We start from the raw sequence: 14751 nt of genomic DNA on the forward strand, positions 1-14751 counted from the left end.
CGATCGAGCGCGCGCACAAGGGCGCCCGCGGCTCGCAGCGTGGAGGGAACCCCAGATGACGATTCGGTTGGACGGCCCGAGCTTGCCCATTCCGAGCCGGCGCGGCCTGATGCTCGGCGCCGCGGCGGCCGCGGTGACGGCCGGGCTGCCGGGCGCAAGCCAAGCCAAGGCGCCGCTGCTGCGCAGCCAGAGCCCGTACTTCTACCGCTTCACCCTCGGCGACGCCGAGGCGACGATGGTCTCCGACGGCACCCTGCCGCTCGGCGACCCCCACGCCAACTTCCTCGGCCTCACCCCGGCCGAGATGGACGCGCAGCTGACCTCGAACTTCCTGCCGCTCTCGAACGCGGTGCTGGAGCAGAACATCCTGATCCTCAACACCGGCAGCAAGCTGGTGCTGTTCGATACCGGCATGGGCTCGCTCAAGCTGTTCGGGCCGACCACCGGCAAGCTGCTCACCACGATGCGCCAGGCCGGCATCGACCCGAAGGACATCGACGCGGTGGTGATGAGCCACGCCCACGTCGACCATTGCGGCGGCTGCGTCGGCGACGACGGCGCGCCGCACTTCCCCAACGCCCAGTTCTACATCTCGCAGGCCGATTTCGACTACTGGACCGATCCGGGCAAGGTGCCGGCCTCGTTCAGCGCCTTCCTCGACACGGCGCGCAAGAACCTGCTGCCGATTCGCGACCGGCTGGTCTTCGTCAAGGACGGCCAGGAATTCCTGCCCGGCATCCAGGCCCTGGCGGCGCCGGGCCACAGCATCGGCCACACGATGTTCATGATCACCTCGGGCAAGGACAGCCTCTGCTACCTCGGCGACCTGACGCACCATCCGGTGCTGCTGATGGAGAAGCCGCTGACCGAGTTCGCCTACGACACCGATCCGAAGCAGTCGGCCCAGACCCGGCTCAGGATGCTGACGATGCTGGCCAAGAACCGGATCCCGGTCCTCGCCTATCACTTCGCCTGGCCGGGCATCGGCCACGTCGCGGAGAACGGCCAGGGCGGGTTCCGGTACTACCCGCAGGCGATGAAGATGGAGTTGTAGGGCGGAAGATCGCCGACCTCGCCACCGCTCCATGTCGTCCCGGGGCTCGTCGAAGACGAGAACCCGGGATCCATAACCGCCGATGGAAACGAACCACGCGGTATGCCATCCGCTTCATCCTGCATCGTCATCCCGGGTTCCGCTGCGCGGCCCCGGCATGACGATGCAGTCTGTCGAACGATCGCACATGCCCGAGAAGTCGGGCCACGCCCTCACCCCGCCTTCGGCCGCGGCCCGTACGACTTGAACCGCTCCATCGCCTCCGCGACCTCGGCCTCGCTGAGGATGTGCGGCCGACCGACCTGGAGCGCCACGGCGTATTGCCGGCACAGGGTCTCGAGCTCGACCGCGAGCCACAGGGCCTTGGGCAACGTCGGGCCGGTGGCGATCATGCCGTGGTTGGCGAGCAGGCAGCAGGTGCGGTCCTGGAGCGCCTCCAGGGCGCGCTGCGACAGCTCCTCCGTCCCGAACAGCGCGTAGCCGCCGCAGCGCACATTCGGCCCGCCGGCCGCCGCGATCATGTAGTGCGCCGCCGGGATGTCCTTGCGGCACATCGCGAAGGCGGTGCAGTAGGTCGGGTGGGCGTGGACGATCGCCGACACGTCGGGCCGCGCCCGCAGGATGTCGCGGTGGAAGCGCCATTCGGAGGAGGGCGCGAGCGCGTGCTCGGCCCGGCCGTCCATCGTCATCGGCACGATGTCGTTGGGCGTCATCTCCTCGTAGGGCAGGCCCGAAGGGGTGATGAGCAGGCCGTCGCCGAACCGCGCCGAGACGTTGCCGGAGGTGCCCTGGTTCAGGCCCTGCTCGGCCATGCTGCGGCAGGTCGCGACGATCGCCGCCCGCAGGCTCGCCTCGGTCTCAGCCATCGCCCGTCTCCCGCCTCTCGCCCGCCCTGGCCGAGGCCATGGATTCTTGCATAGTTTCTTGCCGGCGCCCGAGCCAGAGTCCGTTGACGAGCCAGGCGAGCGAGAGCGGCACCGCCACGACCGACAGGGCGGTGGCGCTCAAGCCCAGGACCCCCACGAGGCCGTAGGACCAGGCGCCGACTTGGTCACCGAGGCGGTAGACCACCGTGTCGATGAAGGCCTTGGCCTTGTAGCGGTCCTCCCGCGGCAGCACCGTGAACAGCACCTCGCGCACCGGCCGGGCGATGGCGAAGTTGCCGGCCCGGCGCAGCACGCCGAACACCACGACGCTGGCGATGGTGGGGGCGACCGCGAGCAGCCCGAAGCCCAGCGCACTGACGAGCGGCAGGATCGCCAGGGTGAGCCCGACGCCGAGCCGGCGCACGATCCGCCCGGTGAGGAAGAGCTGGACGCCGAGCGTCAGCACGTTCACCGCGAGGTCGACGGAGGCGAAGAACGCGGTCTGCGAGCCGCGGTCGGGGAAGCTGCGCTTCGCGATGCCGGCCTGCTCGAAGTACAGGAAGGTCGATGTGATCGAGAACAGCAGCAGGAACAGGCAGATGCCGAGCAGGTAGGGCGAGCCGAGCACCCGGCTGATGCCGGCGAACGGGCTGCCGCCGATCGCCTGGGCGGCCTCTCCCGGCTCGCGCGACAGGGCGTCGGAGATCCGCGCGAGCCCCCGCATGCTGATGACCGCGACCTCGAGGAGGGCGGCTGCCGCCAGCAGCAGGAACGGGGTCGGCACGTCGCGGGCCAGCACCGCCGTGAAGGCCGAGCCGGTGATGGCGCCGAGCGTCGCGCCGGCCGCGATGAAGCCGAACAGCCGCTTGCCCTGCTCGGTGTCGAACACATCGACGATGGTGGCCCAGAAGATCGAGACCACGAACAGGTTGAAGATCGACAGCCAGACGAAGAACACCCGGCCGATCCACACCGCGTCCTCCGGCCCGGCGCGGTAGAGGACGACCGCGAAGACCAGGATGTTGGCGGCGAAGAACCGGTAGGTGATCGGGATGAAGCGGGCCCGCGGCAGCTTGCGCACCAGCCAGCCGAACGGCACGTTGAGCACCAGCATGCCGATGAGCGTGGCGGTGAACAGCCAGGGCAGGTTCTCGAGTCCGCCGGCCAGCCCCATCTGGTCGCGGATCGGCCGCATCACGTAGTAGGACGAGAGCAGCGCGAAGATGTAGAGCCAGGCCCAGCCGAGCGCCGGCACCTCCTCCGGCCGCACGTCGGTGAGGCGGCGCAGCCAGGCCGGCACCTTCAGGCCGGCGCGCGCCGCCTCGTCCGCCGAGGCGGCGCCGGGGAAGGCGCTCATTCGGCGACCCCGAAGGCCTTGCGCGCCTCGGGACCGGTGGCGTCGCGCTGGAAGGCGGGGCTGCCCATCTGGAACTGCCGCGCCGCGTCGAGCCCGCCGACCACCACCGGGTCGAAGCCGGCGTCGCGCACCAGGGCCGCGGCGACGCCGAGGGCCTGCCGGTCGTCGCCGGCGATCGGCACCGCCATCGGGGCGCCGCTGCGATGGGCGTTCTGGGTGAAGAGGCGGTAGTTGGCGGCGTTGAAGGCCCGCACCAGCCGGGCGCCGGGCAGATACTTCGCCGAGGTGGCGCCGATGCCGGCGCTCTCGGCCTCGGCCGCGAGTTCGCCGTCGCGCGCCTTGGTGGCGTTGCCGGCATCGAGCACGATCTTGCCCTTCAGGAGCCCGGCATAGGCCTTGCCGAGTTCCGGATAGGCCTTGTAGGGCACCGCGATCAGCACCGCGTCGCCGAAGGCGAGCGCCTGCTCGACGCTGCCGGCCTTGGCGAGGGGCCCGAGCGTCTCGACCAGCGGCTTCAGGTCCTCCGGGTGGCGCGAGGCGAACATCACCGGGTGGCCGGCCTTGACCCAGAGCCCCCCGATGGTGCCGCCGATATTGCCGCCGCCGATCACCGCGATCGGGATCTTCGGCTCCTGCTGCGCGAGGGCGGGGCCGGCGGCGAGCGCCAGGGCGAGGGCGCTGGCGCGCAGGACCATGCGGCGATCACAGGCCATCGATGAACTCCTCCATCTTGCGGCGGGTGGCGGCGTCGGGCAGGCGGCCGCGGGCGGCGCCGAGATTGTCCTCGGCGTAGCGGACCTGCGCCGTGCCCGGCACCGGGCAGGTCACCGCCTCGTGCGACAGGACGTACTTGAGAAAGAACTGCGGCCAGCTCGCACAGTCGAACTCCGCCGCCCACGGCGGCAGCTCGCGGCCGCGCACCAGGTTGAACAACCGCTCGCGACCGAACGGCACGTTGACCATCACGGCGATGCCGCGGTCCCTCGCGAGAGGCAGGATGCGCTCGGCAGCCTGGCGGGCGTCGACGGCGTAATTGACCTGGATCACGTCGAGCGTCTCGGCCTTCATCAGGGCCTCGAGGTCGCCGTACTGCTTCTCGGCCCAGGTGGTGGCGCCGAGGTAGCGGATGCGCTTTTGCGCCTTCAGGTCGCGTAGGAGCGGCAGCTGCACCTCCGGGTCGATCAGGTTGTGGACCGCGATCAGGTCGATCCGGTCGGTGCCGAGGCGGCGGAACGACTGCTCGATCTGCGCCTGTCCCGCCTCGCGCCCCCTGGCCGCGACCTTGCTGCACAGGAAGATCTTTTCGCGAAGGCCGGTCTCCTTCAGGATCAGGCCCAGCACCTCCTCGGCCCGGCCGTAATCCGGCGCGGTGTCGATCACCGTGCCGCCGCGGGCGACGAACGTCGCCACCGTCTCGCGCAACGGCGCCATGCCGTCGGAATCCGGCGCCACGTCGTAGCGCCGCGATGTGCCGATGCCGACCGCCGGCACCGTCTCGCCGCTGGAGGGGATCGGGCGGCGCAGCAGCCCGTCGCCTCGCGCCGGGGCATCGGCTTGCGCGAAGGATCGGCCCGAGAGCAGGCCCGCGGCCAGGGAGCCGGCCAGCACGGCGCGGCGGTGGAGCTTCATGCGGCATCTCCTCGGTCGACCTGCCCGGCACGAGCTAGGGCGTCCGCGGCCCCGCGCCATGCCTGCCCCGGACACGACCGCTTGAGGTCACTCAGGTCAGAGGAGCGATGAAGATGTCGACGCGGCGGTTGAGGCTGCGCGTGGCCTCCGAGTTGTCGACCCGCACCGGCTCGCTCGCCCCCTTGCCCTCGCGCCGGATCCGGCCCGCAGCGACGCCGCGCTGCGCCAGGAACCCGGCGACGGCGGCGGCCCGCTGCCCCGACACGCCGGCAGGCTCCTCGGCCGAGGTATGGCCGATCACGTCGACGCGGTTGCGCTGGAAGCGCGCAAGGATCAGGCCCACCGCCCGCAGCTTGCGCACCGCCGCGGGGCTCGGCGCCGCGCTGTTCTGGGAAAACCGGATGCCGTCGCCGATCTCCAGGACGACGTTCAGCCCCCGGGGCGTCGCCTTGACGCCGACCGCCTCGAACTCCTTGAGCAGCCCGGCCTCGAACCGGTCCATGGCGAAGCCCGCGAGCACGCCGTTGAGGCCGACCGTCACAGCGCCGTTGACCGCCTCCTGCGCGACGTTGCGCCCGTTCGTCACCGCGCTCAGAGCCCCGAGCGCCGCCCCGGTCGCCGCGCCGCCCAGGCCCTGGCTCACGGCGTTCGGCACCTTGTCCTCGCGGGTCGCGGGGTCCTTCGTCATGCAGCCCGTGCCGGTGAGGCCGAGGGCGAGGGCGGCCATGACGGAGCGGAGGGCGGGCGGGATCATCGCACTGGTTCCTCGTGGTGGGGATTGGGATGACGTCAGCGGGAGCAGGTCCCGTCTGTGATCGGGCCGAGTTGCGCGAAGCGCCGGTCGGAGAAGACGGCGGGAGCCTCGGGGCAGACCCTGGCGCGCCAGGCGCCGCGGGCGTTGTCAGCCTCGGGTCCGGGAAGGCCGGCGAGCCAGGAATAGGATTCGAAGTAGCAGCCCCGCAGGAGCAGGCGGTCGGAGATGTCGCGGCGCTTGTCGAGGGACAACGATCGTCCGAGTCGGACCGGACAGATCGCATCTGTCGCCATGTCGCGCCCGGTCGATCGCGCGAGACCGGCACAGAGATGTACCGAGGCCGAGCACGCAAAGATGGATACACAATTGTCTACTGTGTCGTAGAAATTAACATTATTGATGCCTGAGCCACATGTTTTTGCATTTGCTACATTCTCGTTTGTATCTGTAGCCTGATCGCCTGAGCTCCGATCTTGAATAGAAGATTCCAGGACAATAGCAGTTGATTTGCCTTGATTCGAACCGATAGCACTGCTTTTTTGCAAATTTTTTTCTTTATCCGCAATCACGAAAAAATAAGACGTCGCTATACTAAGTAAGAATATTGATACGATTATCGTAATGAATCTTTTATTGCTGGATTTTTTTGTCCATTTTTCAATAGATCCCTCATAATCAACGTAAAATTTAACGACGCTGAAAATGAAACTCGCGATCGCGGCCGCTGCCGGAATCAGCGACAGTAAACCTCCATAATCCATCAGGTGCAGACTCCCCCCGGCAATTCCGGAAAGCCCCGTCTGATTCGACACCGGATCTCTCGCGTTGTCCGGCTGAGCCGATCGCGGTCCGCCGCGGCCGCGTCGCGCTGGTTGGCGAGGGAGCAGGTCGGAAGTGCGTGCGGGATCCAGGCGGTGACCTGGCGGTTGGCGGCGCGGATCCGGGTCAGAACCGTGCGGGCTTGGCCGCGGCAACTCGCCCCCACGGCCGCGCCGAGTCGGTCGAGGCGAGCGGCGATGTCCTCCTCCATCGCCGGGCTGGTATAGTAGCGCGCGGCGGCGACGTCGCAGGCGTCGATGTGGGTGACGACGTCGAACCAGCCCGAGACGACGATTTGCGCGGCCTCGGCCTCGGGGCCCCGGCAGGCGTCGAACAGGTCCGTGCCGGCCGACGCACGGGCCGCCGTGGTGAGGGTCGCGCCCAGCTCCTCGGCGCGGATCGGCGCTGGAGCGCGGATGGCGGTGCAGGAGACCAGCCCCAGCAGGAGCGGCGCGAGAAGAAGCGGAAAGCGAGTCGGACGCCGCTGGATGGGCCCCGTGGCCAAAGCAGCACTCGATCGCGTTGCAGTTGGATGCTGCTCTAGGTCCTGGATCTTATCGCATTTCCTACGGCCAACGAGTTTCCATTTCTTCGGAAAACACCCTGGTGGCTTCATGGCAGTCGACATCATGGCCAGACCCGCGCCAGGCCGGCGGCCTCCGCGAGCATGCGTGCCACCGGCAGGGCGGGGTCGGCCGGGTCGTAGCTGCGCACCTGCAGCCGGCGCTTGGGATCGAACAGCAGCACCCGGTCGGCCTCGGGGCGGGTGCGCACTCGGCAGTGGGCTGCAGCCTCCTCGGCCTCGGCATCGCGCCGGGACGCCTGTGCCGCCAGGCATTCGTCGAGCCGCTCCTGCGAATCGTCGAGCACGAAGAGGAGGCGTCCGTCGCCGCTCGCGGCGGCGGCGCGGCGCACGGCGCTCCGCTCGCCGTCCCGCAACGCCGCCAGATCGACGTAGAGCGCGAGCCGCGGCCGCGGCGGCCGGGGTGTCGTGATCAGGCCGCGCTCGAGCAGGGCCTCCGCCCGGGGGAGCGGCGCGGCGAACTCCGCCCGCGACCAGAACAGGCTCTTGGCGCGGCCGTCCGCCCAAAGGTCGAAGGCCCGCACGGTGGCGGCGCCGTCGAGCCACTGTGCGATGAGGGTGCCCGTCAACCGCGGCGCCACCGGATGCAGGTCGCGCTCGGCGCCGCGCGCGACCAGCGGCGCGACGTAGCGCCGCCAGACCGCCGCGGTGACGGCCGGAATGCCGTTCTCGACCCCGTTGCCGGCCTCGACCTGCCGGATCGCGTCGAGGGAGCGGAGCACGCCGACGAGCAGGTTGGCCTCGGCCAGATCGACGTCGCCGCCCTTCGCGTCGCTCCGAGCGATACCGTCGAGAGCCGCCAGCACGACCTCGCGCCGAGAGAGGCCATCCCGCACGCCGGACGCAACGGCACCCTCGCGCCCCCGCAGCACCGTCGAGGCGAGGGCGGTCCCGTTGCGCCCGCTCGTGATCGCCTCGGCGATCGCCCGATCGATCGCCGGCAGTTCCGCCGCGAAGCTCGGCAGGCTGGTGAGCCAGATGGCGGTCAGTCCGCATGCGGACAATCGAATGAAACGAGAGATGTTCATCGTCGCCTTAGAAGCCACTTCTCTTGTATCTCGATGTTTGATCCAGTAGCTCTCGCAGCTCTCGTTCAAGATTTTGCTCGATCTGCGCGATCTTCTGATCATTCAGCACGCGCGCACCTTCCCTTTCGAGGCGCTCGACTTCTCGCTTTATCAACGCGACATCGCGAGCGATGATGTCTGCCATCGCCGAGAATCTGCGGATCGTTTCATCGAAACCGGCCCGATCGGCCTGGCATCGCTGCACGGCCGGCACCAAGCGCGGCACGAACGGACTGTTCTCCTTCTGCAATTCTTCGAGCTCGCGCTTGCGCTCGAAGCAGTTAATTTCATAGACTTTGAAGCTTTCCCGGTATTCGGCCAGATTACGCGTGATCAGTTCGAAATAAGTGACGATTGCCTTCGCATTGCGGAGTGATTCCTGGATCTTGGAAAGCTCGTTCTTTGCGGTGGCGAGGCGCTGCTCGACGATGGCTGCCCGGTCGGCGGGAGAGGGCGCCTGGGCCAGAACTGCGACGCCCGATGTCCCGCCGAGCAGGACACCGGAGACGAGCAGACGGCAGACCATCCGGCGACGAAGGCGAGTCACGGCCGCATCTCCTTGGCGGGGTTCGGATCGGAAGGGCATCCGGCGGTCGCCCGCGCCTGCTCGGCCTCGGCGGCCGCGCGGCCCTGCGCGATCTCGGCGAGGCGGGTCCGGCACAGGTCGGTCACGGCCGATGCGTCGGAGGAGGCGCGGCATCGCGCCTGGGCCGACGCGGCGAGGCGGTCGAGATCCGCGATCTGGGCGTCCAGGGCCGCGGCGCGGGCGCGCAGGGTGCGGCACGAGGGGCGGCCGCCGGCGAACTCGGCCAGGTTCAGGCGGATCGAGAAGATCTTGTCGTCGATGTCGCGCAAGAGGCCGCGAAGCTCGGCCTCGGTGGCGGCCCGCTCGGCCTGCTGGCGCGCCCTCTCAGCCTCGGCGCGCTCGATCTGGTCCATCAGGTCCCGGCGCGACCCGCCGCCGGTGACGCGGTCCATGATCGTGCCGATCGGGTCGGCTCCGTCCGCGGCGCGGGCAGTACCGACGCAGAGGAGGGCAAGGCCGAGGACGACCGGGCGCAGCCGGCCGCCCAGACTGGACGAACGTGACATCATGCGACGACCCGAGCTTCGTGCGAGCGAGCTTACGGCTCAGCTTGGTCGTAGCATCGATCGGCCACCCGACAATAGATCCGCAAATGGAAAACTGTTTTTCCCGGCCCGTCGATTGACCGCTGCTAGCCCGGATACTCGGGATATCTACCCCGATCTCACCCCAGCCGCGCCGGAAGCCGCAGGAAGCCGCGGAAGCGCACGCGCTGCGAGCGGACGGGCGCGCCGTCGAGGCGGTAATCCGGGAAGCGGGCGAGGAAGCGCGACAGCGCGATCCGGCCCTCGAGCCGGGCCACCGCCATGCCGACGCATTGGTGGATGCCGCTGGCGAAGGCGAGGTGGCGGTTGGGGTCGCGGGCGACGTCGAAGGCGTCGGGGTCGGGGAACTGCGCCGGGTCGCGGTTGGCGGCGCCGATGCACAGCGTGATCTGGGTGCCGGCCGGGAAGTCGTGCCCGCCGATCGAAAAGGCGCCCGTCGCGACGCGGTTGCCGAGCTGGTTCGAGCTCTCGACGCGCAGGATCTCCTCCACGCCCTTGCGCATCAGGTCCGGCTCGGCGAGCAGCCGCGCCCGCGTCCCGGGATGCTCGGAGAGCAGGTGGAGCCCGTTGCCGATCAGGTTGGTGGTGGTCTCGTGCCCGGCATTGAGGATGAAGATGCAGTTCTGCAAAAGCTCCTCCGGCGAGAGCCGCTCGCCGCCGACCTCGCCCTGGGTCAACCGGGTGAGGATGTCCTTGTCCGGGTCGCCCGGGTGCCGGCGGCGATCCGCGACGAGGTGCGCGAGATAGGCCAGGAACTCGGTCACCGCCCGGTTGCCGGCGGCCTCGACCTCGGCCGACAGCACCGGTTCGAGGGCGCCGAGGATCGCCAGCGACCAGTACCGCAACGGCCCGCGCTCCGCCCGCGGCACGCCGAGCAGGTTGCCGATCACCTCGACGGGGATCGCGGCGGCGAAGTCCTCGATCAGGTCGATGCGTCCCTGCTCCTCGGCCGCGTCGAGCAGGCCGTCCACCAGCGCGACGATGCCGGCCTCCATCGCGGCGACCGCCCGCGGCGTCAGCGCCCCGGCGATGATGCGCCGGACCCGGGTGTGGCGCGGGGGATCGTTGAAGACGAGGCTCGTGGTGTGGTGGCGGTAGAGCGGGCAGGCCCCGTCCTCCGCCACCCGGAACTTCGCGCCGAACTCGACGGTCTTGTCCGAGCTGAAGGTCGCGGCGTCCTTGTAGACGCGCTCCAGGTCGGCGTAGCGCGACAGCAGGATCTGCGCCTCGCCCGCAGGGCCTGAACCCATCACGTGGACCGGCGCGTGCTCGCGCAGCGCCGCGTAGACCGGGTAGGGATCGTCGATGAAGCCCTCCGGCAGGCGCCGGAGGTCGAAGCCGCGGACGAGGGCGGGGTCGCTCATCACCCGCGCCCGTTGCCGGCGCAGGCCGGGTTCATCGGCAGGAACGCCTCCTCCTTCGGGATGGTGCGCAGCACCTCGTAGAGGTCCCACGGGCCCTTCGAGGCCGACGGCTCCTTCGCCCGGTAGAGAACGGGGTCGTAGAGGAGGCGCCCGTCGGCCCTCAAGGTGGCGGGGTGGTCGAAGAACGCCACCGGCAGGCTGCGCATCGCGGCATTCGCCGCCACCGCCTCGTCGGTGCCGGCCTTGTCGACCCCCTTCAGGTAGTGGGTGACGGCGGCGTAGATCAGCGCCTGGTTCTTCGTCGGCATCGCGCCGGTGCGCTCGAAGAAGCGCTTGGCGAAGGCGCGGGCGGCGTCGTTCTGGTCCCAGTAGAAGGCTTCCGAGAAGGTCAGGCCGTGCGCCACCGGCAGGCCGAGGCCCTTGATGTCGGTGACGTAGACGAGGAAGCCCGTCAGCGTCTGGCGCCCGTTCGTCAGGCCGAACTCGTCGGCCTGCTTGACCGCCTTGGTGAAGTCGTCGCCCACGCTCGCGAAGGCGACCACGTCCGCCCCCGAGCTCTGGGCCTGGAGCAGGAAGGACGAGTAGTCGGCGGTGTTGATCGGGTGGCGCGAGGTGCCCACCACCTTGCCGCCGAGCGCCTCGACCACCGTCGTCGCCTCCTTCTGCAAGGCGTGGCCGAAGGCGTGGTCGACGGTGATGAAGTACCAGGACTTGCCGCCGCGCTCGAACACCGCGCGCGCCGTGCCGGCGGTGAGCGCATGGGTATCGTCGGTCCAGTGCGAGCTGACCGGGGAACAGGTCTTGGCGGTGAGGTCGGAAGTCGCCGCCGCGGTGATCATCACCGTGCGGTTCTTCTCCTTGGCGACCGCCTGGACGGCGAGCGCGATCGCCGTCACCGGCAGGTCGACGACGGCGTCGACCTTGTCGACGTCGTACCAGCGCCGGGCGATGCTCGATGCCACGTCCGGCTTGTTCTGGTGGTCGGCCGAGACGATCTCGATCGGCTTACCCTTCACCGTGCCGCCGAAATCCTTGGCCGCCATCTCGGCCGCCGCCACCGAGCCGCGCCCGCCGCTGTCGGCGTAGGGCCCGGACAGATCGGTGAGCACCCCGATCCGCACCACGTCGTCGGAGATCTGCGCCGCGGCCGGAGCGCTGAGCGCCGCGAGCGCGAGGAGCGCCCCGCCCAGGGCGGTGGTGAAACGGATCATCGCTCGGTTCCTCCCGGCGCCCGCGTCGTCCGCGCGTGGTCGCCTTTGTCGTCACTTCCGCCTTCACAGCCGATCCGCGCCGGCATGGCAAGGCTTCTTCGACACGAGGGCCCTTCGGCACGAGGGTTCTTCGGCACATGGGTTCTTCGGCACCGGCGCTCCGGTCCGGACGCATCCTGCGCCGCCCCGCGGGCGGACGATGGTCGAACTGTCCGTGCAAACCCGGTTCGCGGGACCTTGGGCCGGGCCGCGAAGCGCGCTACGCTTTGCCGCTGCCGAAACGTCCCGGGAGTGGGCGGCGACGGCCGGCACCGACGCCAGGAAGAGCCACCGAGGTCGCTCGCATGTCGAAGCCATGCTGAAGCCCAAGCCGAGCCTCGGCCTCCTCGCCGACCTGCTCGACGGCCTCGACATCGGCCTGTGCGTGTTCGACGCCGAAGACCGCACGCTCGCCTGGAACCAGACCTTCCTGTACTTCTTCCCCGAGCACGACGGCTTCGTCCATGTCGGCGAGCCTTACCGCGAGAACCTGCTGCGGTTCTACCGCACCCGCCTGACCGCCGACGAGCTGCCCTACGTCGAGGAATACATCGCGAGCGGGATCGCGCGCCACCAGGCCCAGACCCGGCCGTTCGAGTTCGAGCACCGCGGCACCTGGCTCCAGGTCTCGGCCCAGACCATCCCGGGCCTCGGCCGGGTGCGGCTGTGGCGCCAGATCACCCGGGAGCCCGATCCCTCTCCCCGCTCCAACCCCGCCGATCTGCGCATCGGCGCGCCGGACGGCATCGCGGCGGCCAATGCCGACGGGCGCATCGTCTCGGCCAATGGGCAGTTCGGCCAGCTCTACGGCCTGCCTCCGGGCAAGGCCGCGGGCCTCACCCTCGAGGCGGTGGTGGCCCGGGCCTGGCAGGAATCCGGCGCCGCACCGCCGCCCCATCTCCTGGCGCACCTGCGCGAGTCGCAGCGCTTCGCCGGCGCGCCGTTCGAGGTGCCGCTGCCGGGCGAGCGCTGGATCCGGGTGATCGAGCGGGTGCGCGAGGGCGGCGAGCGCACCGGCTTCCACTTCGACATCAGCGCGCTCAAGCGCGAGCAGGCGGCGCTCCGGGCCGAGGGGGCCGAGGCCCGCCGCAGCGCGAGCCTGTTTCGCGGCATCATCGAGCACGCGCCCGCCGGGATGCTGGTGGTCGCCGCCGACGGACGGCTGGCGGACGCCAACCGCGCCTTCCGCTCCGCCCTCGGCGACGGGCCCGACCCGGTCGGGCAGGCGCTCGCCGCCCTCGTCCTGCCCGAGGATGCCGGCGTGCTGGAAGGGCTGCTGGCGGAAGCGGTAACCCGGGCGGAGGAGCACGGGCCGGCGGTGGGCGAGATGCGCTTTCCGCGCCGGGACGGCAGCCCGATGTGGGCGCGGGTCTCGGCGGTGCGCCTGCACCTGCCGCCCGACCCGGCCGGGACGCTGCTCCAGGTCGAGGACATCACGGCGCGGCGCGAGGCCGAGCGGCGCATCGCCCACATGGCGCGCCACGACGCCCTCACCGACCTGCCGAACCGCACCCTCTTCCGCGAGCGCCTCGACGCCCTGCTCGCCGCCGGCGCCGGGGCGATCCTGTGGCTCGACCTCGACCGGTTCAAGGTCGTCAACGACACGCTCGGCCACGCCGCCGGCGACGCGCTGCTGTGCGAGGTCGCCCGCCGCCTGCGGGGCGTCCTTCAGGCCGGCGCCACCATCGCGCGGCTCGGCGGCGACGAGTTCGCGGTGCTCCTCGCCGACGGCGACCCGCTCTCGGCGTCGCGGACCGCCGCCGCCCTGATCGAGGCGATGCAGCAGCCCGTCACGGTCGCCGGCCGGCCGATGCATGTCGGCGTCAGCATCGGCGTCGTGCTTAGCCCCTGCCACGGCGGCGACGCCGACACCCTGATGGCCCGGGCCGACCGGGCGCTCTACAGCGCCAAGGCCGCCGGCCGCAGCACCTTCCGGCTCTACGACCCGGGCATGGACGCGGCGCTCGCCGAGCAGCAAGGCCTCGAGCTCGACTTGCGCCTCGGGCTGGAGCGGGGCGAGTTCGAGCTGCACTACCAGCCGATCGTCACGGTGGGCGAGCGCCAGGTGGTCTGCCGCGAGGCGCTGGTGCGCTGGCGCCACCCGACCCGCGGCCTGGTGCCGCCGGCCTCCTTCATCCCGCTCGCCGAGACGACCGGCCTGATCGACCGCCTCGGCACCTGGATCCTGCGCCGGGCCTGCCGCGACGCCGCCGCCTGGAGCGACGGCACCCGGGTCGCCGTCAACGTCTCGGCGGCGCAGGTGCAGCACGGCTCGCTGACCGCCGCGGTCCAGTCCGCGTTGCGCGAAGCGGCTTTAAGCGCCGACCGGCTCGAGATCGAGATCACCGAGAGCCTGCTGATCGACGGCGGCGAGGCGGTCGACCTTCTGCCGGCCCTGCGCCGCCTCGGGGTGCGCATCGCGCTCGACGATTTCGGCACCGGCTATTCCAGCCTGAGCTACCTGCGCCGCTTCCCCTTCGACGCGATCAAGATCGACCGCTCCTTCATCGCCGACATCGCCGATCCCGACACCGCCGCGATCGTTCGCGCGGTGGTCGGCATCGCCGCCCAGCTCGGCGCGACGGTCACCGCCGAGGGCGTCGAGACCGAGGCGCAGCTCGCGGCGGTGCGGCAGGCGGGGTGCACCGAGGCGCAAGGCTACCTGTTCGGCCGGCCGGTGCCGCTGGAGGTGGGGTGAGGCGAGGACGTGCCGGCCGGGAGTGATCGACGACGGACGGTCGAGCGCACCCGTAACCCTTCCCCCTCTACGCAGGGGGCTGTCTGGGGAAAAGAATGGCGCGGGTCTTCCCCTCTCCCCGCGGGCGGGGAGAGGGCCGAACCCTCGTTCAGAGGGTTCGGCAAGCCCGCAGGGCGGGA

The 14751-nt window shown here is 70.4% G+C and carries 14 protein-coding genes; 2 read left to right on the forward strand and 12 right to left on the reverse strand.

The window, feature by feature from the left end:
- The first annotated feature begins 55 nt into the window (after positions 1 to 55).
- Positions 56 to 1054 (forward strand): MBL fold metallo-hydrolase, encoded by a 999-nt coding sequence (locus tag ACS5PV_RS21140; RefSeq protein WP_455397314.1) that lies wholly within the window; start codon positions 56 to 58, stop codon positions 1052 to 1054.
- A 212-nt stretch (positions 1055 to 1266) separates the two neighbouring features.
- On the opposite strand, the gene ACS5PV_RS21145 is transcribed toward ACS5PV_RS21140, so the two are convergent.
- The 12 genes from ACS5PV_RS21145 to ACS5PV_RS21200 form a co-directional block, all read right to left on the reverse strand.
- Positions 1267 to 1920: a class II aldolase/adducin family protein gene (locus ACS5PV_RS21145; protein WP_455397315.1), complete on the reverse strand. Its 654-nt coding sequence runs from the start codon at positions 1918 to 1920 to the stop codon at positions 1267 to 1269.
- Positions 1913 to 3277 (reverse strand): NTP/NDP exchange transporter, encoded by a 1365-nt coding sequence (locus ACS5PV_RS21150; RefSeq protein WP_455397316.1) that lies wholly within the window; start codon positions 3275 to 3277, stop codon positions 1913 to 1915. Before ACS5PV_RS21150 ends, ACS5PV_RS21145 begins: the two co-directional genes overlap by 8 nt.
- Positions 3274 to 3990 (reverse strand): NADPH-dependent F420 reductase, encoded by a 717-nt coding sequence (locus ACS5PV_RS21155; protein ID WP_455397317.1) that lies wholly within the window; start codon positions 3988 to 3990, stop codon positions 3274 to 3276. Before ACS5PV_RS21155 ends, ACS5PV_RS21150 begins: the two co-directional genes overlap by 4 nt.
- Positions 3980 to 4906 carry an aldo/keto reductase gene (locus ACS5PV_RS21160; protein ID WP_455397318.1) on the reverse strand — a complete coding sequence of 309 codons (927 nt, stop codon included), beginning with the start codon at positions 4904 to 4906 and terminating at the stop codon, positions 3980 to 3982. The genes ACS5PV_RS21155 and ACS5PV_RS21160 overlap by 11 nt, the downstream gene beginning before the upstream one ends.
- A gap of 91 nt (positions 4907 to 4997) precedes the next feature.
- Positions 4998 to 5660 (reverse strand): OmpA family protein, encoded by a 663-nt coding sequence (locus ACS5PV_RS21165; RefSeq protein ID WP_455397319.1) that lies wholly within the window; start codon positions 5658 to 5660, stop codon positions 4998 to 5000.
- 35 nt (positions 5661 to 5695) lie between these two features.
- A complete protein-coding gene (locus ACS5PV_RS21170) occupies positions 5696 to 6472 on the reverse strand; it encodes a hypothetical protein (protein WP_455397320.1) in 777 nt (258 codons plus the stop codon).
- Positions 6421 to 6984: a hypothetical protein gene (locus tag ACS5PV_RS21175; RefSeq protein WP_455397321.1), complete on the reverse strand. Its 564-nt coding sequence runs from the start codon at positions 6982 to 6984 to the stop codon at positions 6421 to 6423. The genes ACS5PV_RS21170 and ACS5PV_RS21175 overlap by 52 nt, the downstream gene beginning before the upstream one ends.
- 122 nt (positions 6985 to 7106) lie before the next feature.
- Positions 7107 to 8066 (reverse strand): hypothetical protein, encoded by a 960-nt coding sequence (locus ACS5PV_RS21180; RefSeq protein ID WP_455397322.1) that lies wholly within the window; start codon positions 8064 to 8066, stop codon positions 7107 to 7109.
- Positions 8067 to 8097: 31 nt separating this feature from the next.
- Positions 8098 to 8676, reverse strand: coding sequence for a hypothetical protein (locus ACS5PV_RS21185; RefSeq protein ID WP_455397323.1), 579 nt, complete (start codon positions 8674 to 8676; stop codon positions 8098 to 8100).
- Positions 8673 to 9224: a hypothetical protein gene (locus tag ACS5PV_RS21190; RefSeq protein ID WP_455397324.1), complete on the reverse strand. Its 552-nt coding sequence runs from the start codon at positions 9222 to 9224 to the stop codon at positions 8673 to 8675. Before ACS5PV_RS21190 ends, ACS5PV_RS21185 begins: the two co-directional genes overlap by 4 nt.
- A 155-nt stretch (positions 9225 to 9379) precedes the next feature.
- Entirely contained in the window at positions 9380 to 10624 is a 1245-nt protein-coding gene (locus ACS5PV_RS21195) for a cytochrome P450 (RefSeq protein WP_455397325.1), read from the reverse strand.
- Positions 10624 to 11835, reverse strand: coding sequence for an ABC transporter substrate-binding protein (locus tag ACS5PV_RS21200; RefSeq protein WP_455397326.1), 1212 nt, complete (start codon positions 11833 to 11835; stop codon positions 10624 to 10626). Before ACS5PV_RS21200 ends, ACS5PV_RS21195 begins: the two co-directional genes overlap by 1 nt.
- A gap of 355 nt (positions 11836 to 12190) precedes the next feature.
- Here ACS5PV_RS21200 and ACS5PV_RS21205 point away from each other — a divergent pair, with 355 nt between their 5' ends.
- Positions 12191 to 14572 carry an EAL domain-containing protein gene (locus ACS5PV_RS21205; protein WP_455397327.1) on the forward strand — a complete coding sequence of 794 codons (2382 nt, stop codon included), beginning with the start codon at positions 12191 to 12193 and terminating at the stop codon, positions 14570 to 14572.
- The last annotated feature ends 179 nt before the right edge of the window (positions 14573 to 14751 follow it).

Source organism: Methylobacterium sp. Gmos1, from assembly GCF_053764715.1.

Bases quoted from the DNA above. Each gene is read 5' to 3' on its own strand.
- ACS5PV_RS21140 (WP_455397314.1), top strand. From the start codon at position 56: ATGACGATTCGGTTGGACGGCCCGAGCTTGCCCATTCCGAGCCGGCGC.
- ACS5PV_RS21145 (WP_455397315.1), bottom strand. From the start codon at position 1,920: ATGGCTGAGACCGAGGCGAGCCTGCGGGCGGCGATCGTCGCGACCTGC.
- ACS5PV_RS21150 (WP_455397316.1), bottom strand. From the start codon at position 3,277: ATGAGCGCCTTCCCCGGCGCCGCCTCGGCGGACGAGGCGGCGCGCGCC.
- ACS5PV_RS21155 (WP_455397317.1), bottom strand. From the start codon at position 3,990: ATGGCCTGTGATCGCCGCATGGTCCTGCGCGCCAGCGCCCTCGCCCTG.
- ACS5PV_RS21160 (WP_455397318.1), bottom strand. From the start codon at position 4,906: ATGAAGCTCCACCGCCGCGCCGTGCTGGCCGGCTCCCTGGCCGCGGGC.
- ACS5PV_RS21165 (WP_455397319.1), bottom strand. From the start codon at position 5,660: ATGATCCCGCCCGCCCTCCGCTCCGTCATGGCCGCCCTCGCCCTCGGC.
- ACS5PV_RS21190 (WP_455397324.1), bottom strand. From the start codon at position 9,224: ATGATGTCACGTTCGTCCAGTCTGGGCGGCCGGCTGCGCCCGGTCGTC.
- ACS5PV_RS21195 (WP_455397325.1), bottom strand. From the start codon at position 10,624: ATGAGCGACCCCGCCCTCGTCCGCGGCTTCGACCTCCGGCGCCTGCCG.
- ACS5PV_RS21200 (WP_455397326.1), bottom strand. From the start codon at position 11,835: ATGATCCGTTTCACCACCGCCCTGGGCGGGGCGCTCCTCGCGCTCGCG.
- ACS5PV_RS21205 (WP_455397327.1), top strand. From the start codon at position 12,191: ATGCTGAAGCCCAAGCCGAGCCTCGGCCTCCTCGCCGACCTGCTCGAC.